Source organism: Geminocystis herdmanii PCC 6308 (assembly GCF_000332235.1).
GTDB classification, from domain to species: domain Bacteria; phylum Cyanobacteriota; class Cyanobacteriia; order Cyanobacteriales; family Cyanobacteriaceae; genus Geminocystis; species Geminocystis herdmanii.
Window position 1 is genome coordinate 4,246,906 of the sequence record NZ_CM001775.1, and the last position, 16,513, is coordinate 4,263,418.

Annotated in this window: 13 protein-coding genes and 1 pseudogene; 6 read left to right on the forward strand and 8 right to left on the reverse strand. The window is 34.4% G+C overall.

Annotated features, from left to right (window positions below):
- Positions 1-39 precede the first annotated feature (39 nt).
- The gene (locus tag SYN6308_RS21185; RefSeq protein ID WP_017296475.1) at positions 40-420 is read right to left on the reverse strand and encodes a hypothetical protein; all 381 of its coding nucleotides are present in this window, start codon (positions 418-420) and stop codon (positions 40-42) included.
- A gap of 274 nt (positions 421-694) precedes the next feature.
- Between SYN6308_RS21185 and SYN6308_RS21190 the strand changes: the two genes are divergently transcribed.
- Entirely contained in the window at positions 695-2,074 is a 1,380-nt protein-coding gene (locus SYN6308_RS21190) for a UDP-glucose dehydrogenase family protein (RefSeq protein WP_017296476.1), read from the forward strand.
- A 133-nt stretch (positions 2,075-2,207) separates the two neighbouring features.
- Here SYN6308_RS21190 and SYN6308_RS21195 read toward each other — a convergent pair whose 3' ends face one another.
- Together SYN6308_RS21195 and SYN6308_RS21200 are read right to left on the reverse strand one after the other, a co-directional pair.
- Positions 2,208-3,395, reverse strand: coding sequence for a DUF4336 domain-containing protein (locus SYN6308_RS21195; RefSeq protein WP_017296477.1), 1,188 nt, complete (start codon positions 3,393-3,395; stop codon positions 2,208-2,210).
- Between the two features lie 133 nt (positions 3,396-3,528).
- On the reverse strand, positions 3,529-4,098 hold the full coding sequence (locus SYN6308_RS21200) for an FKBP-type peptidyl-prolyl cis-trans isomerase (RefSeq protein WP_026102206.1): 570 nt from the start codon (positions 4,096-4,098) through the stop codon (positions 3,529-3,531).
- Positions 4,099-4,426: 328 nt separating this feature from the next.
- Between SYN6308_RS21200 and SYN6308_RS21205 the strand changes: the two genes are divergently transcribed.
- From SYN6308_RS21205 to SYN6308_RS23640, 5 genes are all read left to right on the forward strand, one after another.
- Positions 4,427-5,581: a hypothetical protein gene (locus tag SYN6308_RS21205; protein WP_017296479.1), complete on the forward strand. Its 1,155-nt coding sequence runs from the start codon at positions 4,427-4,429 to the stop codon at positions 5,579-5,581.
- A gap of 135 nt (positions 5,582-5,716) precedes the next feature.
- Entirely contained in the window at positions 5,717-7,009 is a 1,293-nt protein-coding gene (locus tag SYN6308_RS21210) for a homoserine dehydrogenase (RefSeq protein ID WP_017296480.1), read from the forward strand.
- 263 nt (positions 7,010-7,272) lie between these two features.
- Entirely contained in the window at positions 7,273-8,328 is a 1,056-nt protein-coding gene (gene acsF / locus SYN6308_RS21215; protein WP_017296481.1) for a magnesium-protoporphyrin IX monomethyl ester (oxidative) cyclase, read from the forward strand.
- 6 nt (positions 8,329-8,334) lie between these two features.
- Positions 8,335-8,457: a hypothetical protein gene (locus SYN6308_RS25885; protein ID WP_272943046.1), complete on the forward strand. Its 123-nt coding sequence runs from the start codon at positions 8,335-8,337 to the stop codon at positions 8,455-8,457.
- A 93-nt stretch (positions 8,458-8,550) separates the two neighbouring features.
- Complete coding sequence (locus tag SYN6308_RS23640; protein WP_017296482.1) at positions 8,551-9,651, forward strand: glycosyltransferase family 61 protein; 1,101 nt, start codon at positions 8,551-8,553, stop codon at positions 9,649-9,651.
- A 492-nt stretch (positions 9,652-10,143) separates the two neighbouring features.
- On the opposite strand, the gene lipB is transcribed toward SYN6308_RS23640, so the two are convergent.
- The 5 genes and pseudogenes from lipB to SYN6308_RS23165 form a co-directional block, all read right to left on the reverse strand.
- Positions 10,144-10,785: a lipoyl(octanoyl) transferase LipB gene (lipB, locus tag SYN6308_RS21225; protein ID WP_017296483.1), complete on the reverse strand. Its 642-nt coding sequence runs from the start codon at positions 10,783-10,785 to the stop codon at positions 10,144-10,146.
- 72 nt (positions 10,786-10,857) lie between these two features.
- Positions 10,858-12,348, reverse strand: coding sequence for an NADH-quinone oxidoreductase subunit M (locus SYN6308_RS21230; RefSeq protein ID WP_017296484.1), 1,491 nt, complete (start codon positions 12,346-12,348; stop codon positions 10,858-10,860).
- 109 nt (positions 12,349-12,457) lie between these two features.
- The gene (locus SYN6308_RS21235) at positions 12,458-14,347 is read right to left on the reverse strand and encodes an NAD(P)H-quinone oxidoreductase subunit F (protein WP_017296485.1); all 1,890 of its coding nucleotides are present in this window, start codon (positions 14,345-14,347) and stop codon (positions 12,458-12,460) included.
- Positions 14,348-14,611: 264 nt separating this feature from the next.
- Positions 14,612-15,313 carry a pentapeptide repeat-containing protein gene (locus SYN6308_RS23160; protein WP_017296486.1) on the reverse strand — a complete coding sequence of 234 codons (702 nt, stop codon included), beginning with the start codon at positions 15,311-15,313 and terminating at the stop codon, positions 14,612-14,614.
- Between the two features lie 343 nt (positions 15,314-15,656).
- Positions 15,657-16,508 (reverse strand): annotated as a pseudogene (locus SYN6308_RS23165) (ABC transporter ATP-binding protein); the annotation flags it as partial.
- Positions 16,509-16,513: the final 5 nt, after the last annotated feature.

Here is a 16,513-nt window from a genome sequence, read left to right on the forward strand (position 1 = left end):
TTGTTGTTTTAATGGTATGAATAATGAAAAATCAGGAATTTAATCAATAACCCATCGATAAAGCCAATGTTTTTTGCCTTTTTGACGAATTTTTTGTACTTGCTGACTAAGATAGTACCTTTGTTTGTCAGAAATTCCCCCTTGAAGAATATTAATACTTTGCCACACTAAAACCGAAAGGGCAAACCCTACAGAAAAACTTAATCCCAAAGCTGACAGGGGATGAAATTCTAATCCTAAACGAATGCTTGACCATGTACAATAATCTATACATAATTGAATGGTTTCCCGCATATCCCATAAAGCAAAAGGTACAATTAAAATCCATGCGCTAACTACAGCTATCCATCTTCCATAAGTCATTAATTGATGTAATTTTTGTATTTCTCGATCGCACGGTTGCTCAATATTGTTACTCATGATGAAATAAAAAAAGAATCGAATTTAAGGGGTGAAGATGAAAAGAAAAAGTTAAATTTCCAATTAATTTAACAACAAATTATACAGGTAAATCATTGAAAATAAAAAACGAATTATTTTATTAAACATATTTCTTTTCAAGTCATACCAATTTATTATTTCAGAATTAAATCATGATAATTCTAATGGGATAAAACCAACAATTGAAATAATAATATACATTCTGTCAAGAAAGGCATTAAAATATTGACAATTTATTATTGAGGAGATGTTTATGAGAGTTTGTGTCATCGGTACTGGATATGTAGGATTAGTTACTGGTGTTTGTTTAGCCCATATCGGTCATGATGTTATTTGTGTGGATAATAACGAAGAAAAAGTTAAGCTCATGAAACAAGGACAATCCCCTATTTACGAGCCCGGATTGTCAGAGTTAATGCACTCTTGTATGAACAACGGTAAGTTGAATTTTACCACAGACTTAGCTTCGGGAGTTCATCATGGAGAAATTTTATTTATCGCTGTGGGTACTCCTCCTTTACCTACGGGAGAAAGCGATACCCGTTATGTGGAAGCGGTGGCTAGGGGTATTGGGAATAACCTTAATGGTGGTTATAAAGTAATTGTTAATAAGTCAACTGTACCCATCGGCTCTGGAGATTGGGTGAGAATGGTTGTTTTAGATGGTTTTAAGGAAAGACAAATTCAAATTCAAGGGGAAGGATTCGTGATGACGGAAGAAATTTCTCCTTTGTTTGATGTGGTGAGTAATCCTGAGTTTTTGCGAGAAGGTAGTGCAGTTTATGACACTTTTAATCCCGATCGAATCGTCTTAGGAGGTAGCAGTGACAAGGCTATCGGTATGATGAAGGAATTATATGAACCTTTGGTCGAGCGAACCTTTGCCCATGATAGCACTATGTCACCAGTGCCAGTAGTCGTAACAGATTTGAGTTCGGCGGAAATGATCAAATATGCCGCTAATGCCTTCCTTGCCACGAAGATTAGTTTTATCAATGAAGTAGCGAATATATGCGATCGAGTCGGTGCTGATGTTACCCAAGTAGCTAAAGGTATTGGTTTAGATTCCCGTATCGGCAGTAAATTTTTACAAGCAGGTATCGGTTGGGGAGGCTCATGTTTTCCTAAAGATGTGTCGGCTTTAATTCATACTGCCCATGACTACGGTTACGAAACAGAATTAATGAATGCCGCCGTGAAAGTAAATGAACGTCAACGGGTAATTATCATTGAAAAACTGCAACAGGAGTTAAAAATTCTCAAGGGTAAAGTGATTGGTTTATTAGGTTTAACCTTCAAACCTGACACCGATGATATGCGCGATGCCCCTGCTTTAAATATTATCCACGAATTAAATCGTCTTGGTGCTAAAGTGAAGGCTTATGATCCTATTGTTTCTCAAAGTGGTTTAAGTCATGGACTTTCTGGAGTCATCATCGAAAGTAATGCCGAAATGTTAGCGGATGGTTGCGATGCCTTAGTTTTAGTCACCGATTGGCAAGAATTTTTGAAACTAGATTTACATAAACTGAATGCTTTAGTGAAAAATCCTCTCATGATTGACGGTCGTAATTTCCTCGATCGCACCTCGATCGAAAAAGCAGGTTTCCGTTACGTTGGCATCGGCAGATAGGGAATAAGCAAGGAGTAAGAAGTAAGAAGTAAGGAGTAATGAGTAAGAAGTAAGAAGTAAGGAGTAAGGAGTAAGGAGTAAGAAGTAAGAAGTAAAGAGTAATGAGTAAGAAGTAATGAGTAATAAGTAATTTTCAATTCTCAATTCTGCATTCTTTTGGTGGTTTTGCAATGCGTAATTTAATGAGTTGTCTTTCTAACTGCTTGATAAACTGGCTATCTTGTTGATAAATTTGCTCATTGCCACTGGGATAAAGAGATTTTTTTTCCAAAAAAGAGAAGGCTTGACGAAATTCTGAAGGAGTAGTTTTGATGGGGGCACTAAAATGGGCGGGGATAATTTGCTCAAAATCCCACGTTGCAATATAATTCGCCCAATTAATCACCTCTTTTGGGGCTTGAGGTAAAATTAAAGTCTCTAGTATGGGTGCAACTAATAATCTTTCTTTAATGGCTTCAAAGGATTTTTGCCATTGATTTTTCCATCGAAAAGGGTACAAGCCAAAATAGTTACGAGGGGTTCGATCGATCGCCCTGAATGCCTCTTGAATTAGTTGTTTGAGGGGGGTTGTATCAATCATGCTAGGACGGAAATAAAGGGCAAATAAACAGATTCTGTACCATCCTTTGAGACGATTTTTTTCGGTATTTTCAGGATTATCTAACCCCGATTCTCGACTATGAAACAGTAAGGGAAAGGGATTAATTTCAATAATTTTCGGTGGCGATGAGGGTATTTTAATCAGGCTATCTGTCAACAATAAAGTTTTAGAGTTTTGATGTAATAAAGCAACTTCCACAAACGAACCTTGACTTAAATCAATATCTAAAATTTGATACTTAAATTCATCTGCAAAGGGAGATTCTCGATAATCAAGGGGTAAAATTTTCGTGCGTTGGGCAGGAAATCCAAGCCATGATAAGGGTAAATTGATAGGAAAACTCCACTGACTCGGCGCACTCCAAACTTCGGCGGTGGGAAAATAACGAGAAAAAGGACCTACAAATATTTTGTGTTCTAGCCCTGAACTGGTAGAGTGAATGATATATTTAACTTTTCCGTGTTGATTTTCTAATTCTCTCACAAGGTTAACACATTCGGGAGTGGGTGCGATCGGACAATACACCAATAAACCACCCTGTGCTAATTTGACGATCGTCATACGAATTGGCACAACAGCATATAATAAACCATGAGGTTGCTCAAATGTCCAAAGGGTATCCTTAATAATTTCTTCCCTCACCGTGGGGCGCACTTGATAAGGGTAAAGGGGTAAAACAAACCAATATCGCCAATGTTGTGCTTTTTTTTCACTTCCCATAATTTGAGCAAAATTTATCAACCGAAGGAATGAGGAATAAAGTGTTAATTCATATGGAGAATGGAGATAAGCTAAAACCCATGTAGAATTAACTATACTCATTACTTATTACTTATTACTTATTACTCTTTACTTACTTAATTCCTAATAATTCTACGTCAAAAATTAAAGTCGCATTGGGGGGAATCGCACCTCCTGCACCTCTACTTCCATAGCCCAAATCGGGAGGAATGATTAAAGTACTTTTTGTACCAACATTCATATTCGCTACTCCTTCATCCCATCCTTTAATTACTTGCCCTACCCCAATGGTAAAGGTAAAAGGTTGATTTCGATCGAGAGAGCTATCAAATTTTTTGCCTCTTTTAAAGCCTTCTTCTGCTAAATAACCAGTGTAATGTACTGTTACTTTTTGCCCTCTTTGGGGAGTAACTCCTTCTCCTGCGGTGGTTTCAATATACATTAATCCAGTGGAGGAGGTTTGCGCTGTTGATAAATCTATGTCCATATTTCCTTGAGGTTTTAATTTACTTGCATCTGCTATCAAAGTTGACTTTTCAGATACATTCTGAGTTAGTGTAACATTATTTGTACTTATTTCTGAAGCGATCGCTTCTGGTTTACTATTATTAAATATCAGGGAAATAATCAAAAATCCTGCACACACGAGAATTATTCCCATACTAAATATAATTGGTTTCATTATCAAGAAAATTTTATGATTAAGTTCAGTTATTAATTGTCTATCAGAATCAAGCATTTGTCTATTTTTTCTGTTTTCCTAGGGTTAAAATAATATTCTACCCCTAGAGGTTTTTCTCTCCCTAATATTCAGGTTTGGTTAAATAGTTATAATTTTCACGCAAAGACGCAAAGTTTTTGTACTTTACCAAGTTTCAGTATTAAGTATCATCTTTATTTGTTGTCTTAAAATTCAACCACCAAAATATCTTCGCTACAGCGTATCAAAAAAATTTAAGTTTGTTCTATAATGTGTCAATAATCTATATCATCTATCTTGGATCAGTTAAATGTTTGATAAACTTTTTGGTAAACGATTTAAGAATACTCCTACTTTGTCTGAGACTTCAAAGGCTGATGATAAACAAATCAAGACAGAAATTGTCCCGAAAAAGAATAAATTTTCTATAGAGCAACAAAGAAAATTACAAGTAGAAAGAAAAAGACAAATCATCAACGAATTTGAAAAATCTTTACTGAATTTACAAATAGAAACAGGTATTTGGACACCAGTATATATTGTCAATTTATATGAGTTAGATTTTAGCGAACCACAAACGGATTTTGCTCCCTTTATTGAAAAGTCTTTAGAAGACAGTTTTGCTATTCATAAAGAGAATTTAAAACAAAAAATTTATCGGGAATCCTTTAACTTACAACCAGCAGAAACCCTTATTGTTATAAAAGAAATAAGCGGAGAAATTTTCTTATCTTTCAAAAAGTTTCCTTTTAATATTGAGAAGTTAGTAGAGCTTTTAAACGTGGGATTTTTAACTCCAAGTACTCACAAAATTTTACTTTTAACTTATTTTATTCCTCCTATTCCTGACGATTTATACAAGTTTGATAATATTATTATTCCCCAAACTTTTGAAGATGCTATTAAGGATATTGTTAACTATTGCGATCGACATTTTAATACAGATAATCTGACTTTTGACAAGTGGCAAAATTTAATTTTAGGCTTAAATGCCCAAGGAATGATTATCAAATTTCCTGACTCAGAAGAAACCGTTACTTTAGATAAAATTCTCACAGAAGATTATAGTAATATTGGTTATCATCGACTAAAAGTAGAAGAAATTGTTAAAGATACCGTGGAAAAAAATCCCATTGTTATCCCTTTCTTTATCTTATTATTAGCTTTCTTTTGTTCAGAAAAATCCGATAGTCAAATATTCACCTACCATTATTTATTTTCTCCCACAGGTTTAGCAAAAAAACGCTTAATGGATAATGGTAAAATTTCCTATCCTAAATTATTTAACAAATTATTAGACGAATCTTTATTACCTAATCAGTTTAGAAAATGTCTTTCAACTATTTATTATGAAGGATTTATTTTGCATCAATACGAAGTAGATGATTTATTATTTAAGTTTCGAGAAAAATATATACAATCTCAACCAAAACCTCCCCAGAAATTTGATACTAGCAACTGGTAAACGATTACTTCTATAAGTTCGTAAATTTTAACTTTCTTAATGGCTAAAGCCATCACTACAAACTTTCTCATTCCTAATTGCGAACAATTATTGTACAATAGCCAAAATAAGATTAATTTGTGAAGGATAGATATTGTGGCTTTTAAAATCGGTTTATTAGGACTTGGAACTGTAGGTACAGGTACAGCAGAAATATTATTAAATCCTGAAGGCAGACACCCCCTTATCCAAGATATAACGATCGAACAAATCGGGGTAAAGTCTTTAGAGAAGAAACGATCGATCGAACTCCCTACAAACATTTTTACCACTGATTTAGAAGCAATCGTCACTAATCCAGACATTGATATTGTAGTCGAATTAATCGGCGGTTTAGAACCCGCTAGAAGTCTTATTTTAAGCGCGATCGAACACGGCAAACACGTTGTAACGGCTAATAAAGCCGTCATGGCAAGATTTGGTCCAGAAATCTACGAAGCCGCCAATAACGCAAAAGTATATGTACTCTTAGAAGCCGCCGTTGGCGGTGGTATTCCCATTGTCGAACCCTTAAAACAATCTTTAGGCGCAAACCGTTTTGAAAATATCATTGGAATTGTTAACGGCACAACTAACTATATCCTCACTCAAATGACTCAAAACGGAGTCGATTTTGAAGAGGTATTAAAAGAAGCCCAAGCATTAGGCTACGCCGAAGCCGATCCCACTGCCGATGTAGGAGGATTAGATGCCGCCGATAAAATTGCCATTTTAGCCTCTTTAGCCTTTGGCGGTAAAGTAAAACGGGAGGATGTCTATTGTGAAGGTATCACAAAAATTACTAGCAGTGATATTAGTTACGCCGAAAAACTCGGCTTTGTCATCAAACTTTTAGCGATCGCCCATAAAGTACCAGATACGGAAAAATTACAATTAAGAGTTCATCCCACCTTTGTACCCAAATCTCACCCTTTAGCAAATATTAACGGGGTAAATAACGCCATTTTGGTTGAAGGGCAACCATTAGGGCAAGTAATGTTTTATGGACCCGGAGCAGGTTCAGGACCTACTGCCAGTGCGGTAGTAGCGGATATAATGAATATAGTGGGGGTTCTCCATAGCAATAAAAAAGCAGAAAACCTTGATCCTTTGTTAAGCTGTTCCCCTCAAAACTATTGTGTTGTCACTCCCATTGAAGATGTTTATACTCGTTTTTATGCCCGTTTCCTTTGTGCCGATGTACCCGGGGTAATTGGTCATTTAGGTATGGCTTTTGGAGATCATAGTGTTAGTTTAGAATCTGTGGTACAAATTGGTTTCCAAGAAGATTTAGCAGAAATTGTGGTTGTCACCCATAAAGTTAGAGAAGGTAACTTTAGAAGTGCGATCGAAGAAATCCGCAGTTTAAATGCCATTAAAAATATCCCTAGTATTATTAGAGTTCTTTAGTAATTAGGCGTTGCTGAATAAGTATAATACTTAGGCATCTGCTCCCTTGCTCCCCCAATTATGGGGGTAACAACAAATGTAATGTTTCAGCCTATTCAGATTATTCGATCACAATCGCACCACTTCGTGAAAGAAAATTATATACAACTAAAAATAATTTTGAATCAAGAATCGTTAAAAGTTAAGTAATGTAAAAATTCTTGCAGATCATTTCTTTAATGTATAAAATAGTGAAAAGCAATATAACTATTAAGCGATAAAAGATGACAGCAGTAGCAATTAAACCCATTAAGAAAACCGCCGTAAAGGAAACCCTTTTAACTCCTAGATTCTACACTACGGATTTTGATGCTATGGCAAAGATGGATTTGTCTAGTCAGGAGGAAGAATTAAAAGCGATGATTGCAGAAATGAAGAACGACTACAATCGCAATCATTTTGTCAGAGATGAAGATTTTGAGAAAGATTGGAGCAATATTGACGAAACTACTCGCACAGCTTTTATTGACTTTTTAGAAAGGTCTTGTACTTCAGAATTTTCGGGTTTTATCCTGTTTAAAGAATTATCTCGTCAATTGAAAGATCGTAATCCCATGTTAGCGGAGATTTTTCATTTGATGGCAAGGGATGAAGCTCGTCACGCTGGTTTTATTAATAAGGCAATGAGTGATTTTAATATTTCCCTTGATTTGGGTTATCTGACAAAACATCGTGTTTATACTTTCTTTAAGCCTGAATGGGTTATTTATGCGGTTTATCTTTCAGAAAAAATCGGTTATTGGCGTTATATTCTCATGTATCGTCATTTAGAACGCCATCCTCAATATCAGTTTTATCCTATTTTCAAAAAATTTGAGCATTGGTGTCAAGATGAAAGCCGTCACGGTGATATTTTTAACGCTCTACTTCGATCGCAATCTTCTATGTGGAAGGGATGGAAAGCGAAATTATGGTCAAGATTTTTCTTATTATCTGTGTTTGCTACCCATACTTTAACGGTTCATGAAAGAGCAGATTTTTACGAATCTGTCGGTTTAGATGCTCAAGAGTACGATCGAGCCGTTACCAGAAACACTAATAGCACATCCGCTAAAGCCTTTCCTGTCATCTTAGATACCGAACATCCTGAATTTTTCCCTCGTTTAGAAAGATGTTCTGACTATAATTTACAATTATCTAAAATTAGTGAAAGTAATAGTAGTTCGATCGTTAAATTTTTCCGTAAATTACCCTTACAAATTGCTATCTTCTGGAATTTAATTTGTTTATACCTGATTAAACCCATTGAAACCGAAGAATTAAGAGGAGTCGCAAAATAATGGAGAATGGAGAATGGAGAATGGAGAATGGAGAATGGAGAATGGAGAATGGAGAATAAAAAAAACTATACCTTTACAGCACCCAACATTTTATGTCGAACTCAGGTGATTTTGAGGGATATTATTTAATTTTAAAAAATAATTGAATACCTTTTGCTAAAAATTAGTATCATGTGAATAAGAAAACCATAAATAAAACAAATAATAAAGCAAAGGTAAATCATGAATTTAAAAAATATTCAATACTTGTCCGTCATCGGTGCTGGATTGTTTCTTAGTGCTGGTGTTACTTCCGTTGAGGCTTCTAGCATCAAAAAGGACAAAACATCTAACTCTGACACTAAAACCCTAATTAGTCAGTTAGAAGGTCATGATACTTATAATGGTGGTGAACAAATAGAATGGGGAGACTATACTTTAGGGCGAGTAATCGGTAAAAGTGGAAGTATTCTCTTTATCCGTACCGAAAGTGGTGCTGTTTTTCACGCTGACGGTGGTTTTTGCCCCGGTTCAGATGTATTAGTTCATCAAGCAGAAAACGGAAGATACCATTTAGTTGATAAAGCTCATCCTCAATGGATTAGTCGCTTAAAATCTAAATATGGTTGGAAACGAGTAGAAACTTCAAGTGCTTTAATTAAATTATTAGAATTAGCTAACATTAATTTTCAAGATATAGACTATTTCTTAGTAGATAATAGGACAAATTTTCAGCAAGAAACTTTAGCAATTTTTGGTATTCCTTCCCATAAAATTTTACCCTTATCTTTTCCCCTACATATACAAGCAACTAATTTAATTGTACCTTCTTTTCCCGGTTCGATCGCTTGGATGCCTTCTTGGAGTTGTCAATATCTAAAAGACAAAATTTTAGGAGAAAAAGCCATAGTTAAAAATCCCCAAAAAAAGATTTATATTAGTCGAGTTCGATCGAGCAATCGTCGTATAATTAATGAGATAGAAGTAATAAATTTACTCTTAAAATATGGTTTTGAAATTATCCACTTAGAATTATTAACCGTAGCAAAACAAGCTGAATTATTATCTCAAGCAAAAATAGTAATTTCTCCCCATGGAAGCGGTTTAAGTAACCTTGTTTTTTGCCAACCAAATACTAAAGTGATCGAAATTTTTGCCCCTAATTATGTTTATCCTTGCTATTGGTTAGTGAGTAATTTAGTCAATTTAGACTACTATTATTTAACAGGAGAAATTATGGGTAGTAAGCATTTTCATCAACTGTTGTATCCTGACTGCAGATTTGAAGATATTTACCTAAATTGTCAAGATTTACAACAACTTTTAACAACTATTGACAATTAAAAATTTCGATCGTTAAATTAAGAGAGTATTTATCAGAGAAATTAGTTTTATTTTCTTGAATATTTAAAAGTTATGATAATAAATAAAGATTTTTCTGGACATTGCACCCCCTAGAAAATTTACAAAAAAGGTTAGAAGTAAAACCATTATGGATTTTTTTAACTCTCAACTATTATGATTTAATTGAGGCAAAGTCAGATAAAATTTACTACTAAAAAGATAGAAGATTTTGATGACAGAATATTAAAGGTAGCTGAATAAATCAGAAAGCTATAAAAATCAAAGGTTTAGACATAATACATTCACCAAAAAGTGTGCAGTTTTAAGAATTTTTATTCAAAAATTCAACACTTTTAACCTTATTTTTTAAAATACAACTATACTTATTCTATCTATTAACAGCATCAAAACCTTGATGTTTCAGTATTTCTCCTATCTCCTGTCTCTTAACTCCTATCTACTACCATCACCAAAAGACTTTTTCAGCAACGCCTATTTAATAGAAACAGAAAAAACTTCAGCAAAAATCTTGACTAACATTTTCTTTACCTCTATAATATTAATATTACGATTATGATGGGATATTGTCGTCACAAATTTACCCTTGATACCGCAGGGGATAATTTTTTCAAAGCCTGATAAGTCACAACACACATTTAAGGCGAAACCGTGCATAGTAATCCAGCGTTTAACTTTAATACCAATAGCTGCAATTTTTGCATCTCCAATCCAAACTCCCGTTAACCCTTCCACACGGTGAGATTTAAGATTATATTCGGCTAATACTTGAATAATTACTTCTTCTAATTGTCTTAAATACCAATGCAAATCTTTTTGATAATAGTGTAGATTTAGAATAGGATAAACAACTATTTGTCCCTCACAATGAAATGTGACTTCTCCCCCCCTTTCTGTGCGATATATTTCCCCTGAAAAAGAATTTAGGTCAAATTTGAGGTTATCAAGGGTTGAGCCTGTACCTAGGGTATAAACTGCTGGATGTTCTACTAATAATAATTTGTCAGGTAAATCGGGATTATCTAGTCTTTCTTGGACTAATTTTTGTTGATATTCCCATGCTTTTTTATAGCTAATTAACCCGATATTTTCTAATTCTACAATTCGATCGAACACAATAATTAATGGAGAATGGAGAATGGAGAATGGAGAGTTGAGAATTGTTAAATTCCCCTATCTTCCTAATTCCTAAGTATGATCAATAATTGATTCTACATTATTAGGACTGCTGTATAAAACGACAGTGCCTTGAGTTTCACTCCAACGAATCATCAAATTAGGTTGTAAACCAAAGAGAATAATCAAAAATGCCAACACCAAAGCAGGAATCCTCTCACTCCATAAAACCTTCGGCAAATTGCTCAATTCTGGAGTTAAACGCCCAAAAAAGACTCGATTTACCATGAGTAAAAAGTAAACTGCCGTTAATCCAGTACCCACTAAACATAGTAAAGTAGGAATGGGGAAAATAGGAAAACTCCCCCTAAATACCAGAAATTCTGAGATAAATCCTACCATGCCGGGGATACCAGAACTAGCCATTACTGCTAAAATCATCAAACTACCCGTTATGGGTAAACCTTTTTCGGGGTTAAGTAAACCACTAAGATAATTGACATCTCGACTGCCAGTCTTTTTATAAACAATACCTACCAGAATAAATAGCATTGCGGAGATTAAACCGTGACTTATCATCTGCAAAATAGACGCATTTAAACTGAGTCTGGTAGTCGCCGCCGCCGCTAACAACACATAAGCCATGTGGGCAATGGAAGAATAAGCGACAACTTTCTTCATATCTTTTTGGGCGATCGCACAAGTAGCACCATATAACGCACTAATTCCGGCTAAATATGCTAAGTAGGGCGCAACTATTTGCCATGCTTCAAGGAAAAAACCAACCCCAAACCGCAGTAAACCATAAGTGCCTAATTTTAATAATACTCCTGCTAAAAGTACAGATACTGGAGTACTCGCTTCCACATGGGCATCAGGTAGCCAAGTATGGAAGGGAAAAATAGGGATTTTGATAAATAAACCGATTAAAAGGGGTATTAATAGTAATAATTGGCTATTTAAGGGGATAGAATGGGATTTTAAAGGCTCAAAAGCAAAAGTTTCCTCCCCACTTAACCACACCAAGCCGAGGAAAGAGACTAAAACAAAAAATCCAGAGGTGACAGTATAAATTAAAAATTTCATGGAGGCATAGCCTCTTTTTGCACCACCCCATACGGCAATTAAGAAATATAACGGCACGATTTCTATTTCATAGAAAAGGAAAAAGAGGAGTAAATTTTGTGCTAAAAATGCCCCTGCAACTCCACCACTTAAAAATAAAATCATGGCAAAGTAAAAGCGAGGGCGTTGTATATCTTTTGGGGTAATATAAACGGCAATTAAGGTTAATAAACTGTTTAAGCATAGGAGGGGAAAAGATAAACCATCTACTCCTAAGTCATAGCCTAAACCTAACCATGTTAACCAAGTAAAATTTTCTGTAAATTGTAAACCAATAATGTCTGTTTGAAAATTAATCCCTAAAATAATATTGAGAATACAGATTATTCCTGCAATTATTAAAGTAATGTTGCGATAAATTAAAGTATTTTTAAAACTAGGTAAAAAACAAATTATTATAGCTGAAACTATGGGAATCCAAATAAATAAACTTAACATTGTTATTAATTAAAGGTTGCTTAAAAAGTATTTTGATAAGGCTAGGAGAAAGGAGAAATACCTAAAAATCATAGTTATTAATTCTCCATTCTCCATTTTCCATTATCAATTAATAAAGTGACCAATAATTGATAATATTTTCCCATTGTCCACTTAATATTGACCACATTAATAAACTTACGCCGATAATAATGGTTAGGATATAAAATTGTGATTGTCCAGAGGTGTTATATTTAAGGGCGCTACCACTGAAAATTGTCGCTAAACTGACTAGGTTTACTACTCCATCAATGATATATCGATCGAACCATGTGGTAAGTTTAGCTAAATTAGAGACAAAAGCCACGATCGTAAACTGATAAATTTTATCAAGGTAGAAATCATAAGCTAAGATGTCTTGAATAATACGAATAGGTTTTTGTATCGGACGATTCCAACCACGAAGCAAAGGCAGAAATGCACCGATGACACAACCGATAAAACCAGAAGCAATGATTAAATAGATACCATAGTCAATCACGATCGAATCATTCTCAAGTATAGGAGAATTAGGACTTAACCACAGAGAATAGTTTAAAGGTACAAAAGAAGTAACAAGGGTAAGGATAATTAAACTTACCATAGGCACAGCCATTTGCCAAGGGATTTCTGGCGCTCGACGAGTTTTTGCTTGGGGTTTACCTAAAAAGACTAAACGAAAAACCCTCATAAAATTAATGGCATTAACAATATTGACGATGAGAAGAATCGTTAACAACCACCATGACACGGTAAAACTACCATTAAACCAACGAGAAAAAGTCATCAACATTCCCAAGGGTAACAAAGCCACAATTCCAGCACTTCCCGTCATATAAGAAAGGGTTGTGACAGGCATTTTTGACCAAATTCCCCCCATTTCTGTGATATTTTGACCACTGGTAGTTAAAATAATAGAACCAGCACTCATGAAAAGTAAAGCCTTTGCCACCCCATGACTAAATAATATCAAAAAGGCGATGTCCACATGACCTAAACCCACCGCAATAAATACCAACCCCAGATAAGCGCTAGTAGAATGACACAATGTACGCTTGAGATCTATTTGTGCTATGGCAATTAATGAACCACCAATGGCAGAAATTGCCCCGATAACAATTAAAGTATCCGCTACCACAGGAGATAACAAGAAAACTGGTTCTAACTTAATTAGTACATAAGCACCAGCAGACACCACGATCGAGTTACGCATAATACTAGCAGGATTTGGACCTTCCATCGCCTCATCAAGCCAGAGATTTAAAGGAAATTGAGCGCATTTACCGATAGGACCAGCAATTAAGGCTAAACCGATCAAAGTTGCGGTAGAATAGGGTAATGGGGAAGTTTCTGCCCAACTTTGCAATTGAGAGAAAGTCAAACCCGCACCATCGCTAGAAAGGGCAACAATGCCCATAAGTAAAAGAATATCTCCCACCCGTTTCGTCAAAAAAGCATCTCTGGCGGCGGTGACAACGAGAGGTTGTGCATACCAAAAGCCCACTAATAAATAAGTAGAAAGGGTGAGTAACTCTAATAAACCATAGCTAAGTAAGAGAGAATCACTTAAAGCTAAACCTCCTAAAGCCGCTTCAAAAAATCCCATCATCCCGAAGAAACGAGCTAACGCCCAATCTTTCTCCATGTAGCCTAACGCAAATACTTGGGCAACTAAACTAATCCCTGTAACTAATTGTAAAGCACCGACACTCACAGGGGAAATTTCAATCGCTAAAGATAAATCGAAATCAGCAATGCTAAACCAAGGAAAAACAACACTTTGGGCAGGTTTTCCCCAAATATGGGTATAAACAATACTATCATGCACAAAAGATAGCAGTGTCATTAATATATTAATATATGCCGCCGGGCGCGGTCCAGTTTTACGAATAAATCGAAAACACCAAGGTAAACTAAATACTGCACCTAATAGACCGTAAAGGGGTATTAACCAGATATAATCTACTAAAAAATCGATCATTATTGCTTTTATAAATCTTTTTTATATTTTGATCAATCTTATAGCAATCTGTCGATCGATACTAGGATTATCTAGGTTATGATGAAAAAGTCTTCCGATAATAATATAGGTGTCAGGTAGCAGGAATCAGGTATCAGGATTTAATTACAATAATGATAGACATCCCCAATAATTTCGATAAAGACGCAAAATTTTACCTCTCTACAATAGTTTTAGACATCAAAAATTTCATTTTTTCCAGATGTGTAATAAATGTTTAACAGTTTAGGCAACTACAAACTCTAAAAATTTAGCAGTATTCAGAAAAAGTTGATTTTCAGTACTAATTTTTTGTTGATAACTCAGGAAAACATGACTACAGACAACAAAATCGAATTTAGTTTCATTATTAATTTGCCAATTTTCAATAATTGCATCGGTTAGGGTGGCTTTACTGAAATTAGTATTATAAGCCTTGACTAAAGTTAAATCCGCTTGATTCAAAGCCGTTTCTCTCAAATCCGCATCATTAAGGTTGGCTTCCATGAAACTTGCACCCCGAAAAATACCACGAGAAAGATTAGCATAACTTAAATTAGCCGTGATAAAGAAAGATTCTGAGCAGTTGGCTTCCTGAAAGTTTGCCCCTAATAAACATGATCTGCTAAAATCAGAACCCGTAAAGTAACCACCATAAAAGTTAGCATCCTGCAAATTAGCTAAACTAACGTTGGCATCTCTACCATAACTTCTTGTCAAATTAGCTTTCATCAAATTAGCTTTCGATAAATTAGTTTCAATCAAAGTCGCTTGACTCAAATCAACTTCGATTAAATTCGTTTCTTTAAGGTTGAAATGACTCAAATTTAAACCACTTAAATCCGCACCTCTTAAATCAGGTACAATATGAGGATTTTCTTGTCTCCAAGTATTCCACTCCGCAGCTGATAATGACGTAATATTTTCTAAGTGTGTTTGATTTGCCATTTCTCTTTATTTTCATTAAAATCTTTTGTTGATATTTCCATTAGAACGAACAATTGTGAAGATTTTGTGAAGATTTAATAAAAAAATGAAAAAAGTTATATAGGTAACAGAAATTAATTGTTCACTAGGAAACACAGAAGAAAAACGGATACGATTATAAGCCAATGAAAAATTTTGCTTTTTTCCTTGACTTTTGATCATTAATTGGTAATAATAGAAAATATAAAGATCATAATGGGAATCTTTGTATCTATTTGCAAAAATTAAAATATTCCCATTATAATAAATTTAACATTTTTGTCAAGTCATGTCAAGGGTTTTTCCGAAAAAAAAAATTTCATTTTTAACCTTGGGTTTTTGTCAATTTGAGGTAAATATATTCTAAGTTAATGGGTTTTTTGGTGATAGAAGTTAAATTTACCCCCTCAAAACCTTTGATTATTTCTGATAAATCTAATATTTCCGCTGTTAAAAAGACTAATTCATCTTGATAATAAGAATAAGTAAAACCTTGTTTTTTTCCTTGTCTAATGGCTTTTTCTTCTTCTAGGGTTTTAATCACAATTAATTCTTTAGCAGGAATGATTTGTTTTAATTGGTTTAAAGTACCTTCTTGGATGATTTTACCTTCTTTCATGATACCAATTCGATCGCACAATTTTTCGGCTTCTTCGAGAAAATGAGTTGTTAATAAGATGGTAATTCCTTCTTGTTTTAACTTTAAGATTAATTGCCAAATTTCATACCTAGATTCTATATCCAATCCCGTAGTTGGCTCATCTAAAATTAATAATTTGGGGTTGTGTATTAAGGCAATGGCTATATTTAATCTTCTTTGCATTCCTCCGCTTAATGTCGATACGATCGAATCTTTTTTGTCTAATAAATTAACGGCTTTTAGTTTATCATAAATATTCGCTTTTAATTGAGTGCCTTTTAAGCCATAAATTTGCCCAAAAAATCTTAAATTTTCTTCACAGGTAAGTTGAGAATAAAGTAAATTTTCTTGAGGTGCAACTCCTAATAAAGATTTAGATTTTTTACTTAATTTTTGCCCATTAATTAAAATCTCTCCAGAATCATAATTTAACAATCCACAGATAATATTAATTGTGGTAGTTTTTCCTGCTCCATTTGCCCCCAATAAGCCATAAATTTCTCCATAACTAATCTCTAAATTAAAGTTACTTAAAACCTCTT

What these genes read in the sequence shown, in the direction of transcription:
- SYN6308_RS21185 (WP_017296475.1), bottom strand. Translation starts at nt 420, where the DNA reads ATGAGTAACAATATTGAGCAACCGTGCGATCGAGAAATACAAAAATTA.
- SYN6308_RS21205 (WP_017296479.1), top strand. Translation starts at nt 4,427, where the DNA reads ATGTTTGATAAACTTTTTGGTAAACGATTTAAGAATACTCCTACTTTG.
- SYN6308_RS21230 (WP_017296484.1), bottom strand. Translation starts at nt 12,348, where the DNA reads ATGTTAAGTTTATTTATTTGGATTCCCATAGTTTCAGCTATAATAATT.
- acsF (WP_017296481.1), top strand. Translation starts at nt 7,273, where the DNA reads ATGACAGCAGTAGCAATTAAACCCATTAAGAAAACCGCCGTAAAGGAA.
- SYN6308_RS21235 (WP_017296485.1), bottom strand. Translation starts at nt 14,347, where the DNA reads ATGATCGATTTTTTAGTAGATTATATCTGGTTAATACCCCTTTACGGT.
- SYN6308_RS21200 (WP_026102206.1), bottom strand. Translation starts at nt 4,098, where the DNA reads ATGAAACCAATTATATTTAGTATGGGAATAATTCTCGTGTGTGCAGGA.
- SYN6308_RS23640 (WP_017296482.1), top strand. Translation starts at nt 8,551, where the DNA reads ATGAATTTAAAAAATATTCAATACTTGTCCGTCATCGGTGCTGGATTG.
- SYN6308_RS23160 (WP_017296486.1), bottom strand. Translation starts at nt 15,313, where the DNA reads ATGGCAAATCAAACACACTTAGAAAATATTACGTCATTATCAGCTGCG.
- SYN6308_RS21195 (WP_017296477.1), bottom strand. Translation starts at nt 3,395, where the DNA reads ATGGGAAGTGAAAAAAAAGCACAACATTGGCGATATTGGTTTGTTTTA.
- SYN6308_RS25885 (WP_272943046.1), top strand. Translation starts at nt 8,335, where the DNA reads ATGGAGAATGGAGAATGGAGAATGGAGAATGGAGAATGGAGAATGGAG.
- SYN6308_RS21190 (WP_017296476.1), top strand. Translation starts at nt 695, where the DNA reads ATGAGAGTTTGTGTCATCGGTACTGGATATGTAGGATTAGTTACTGGT.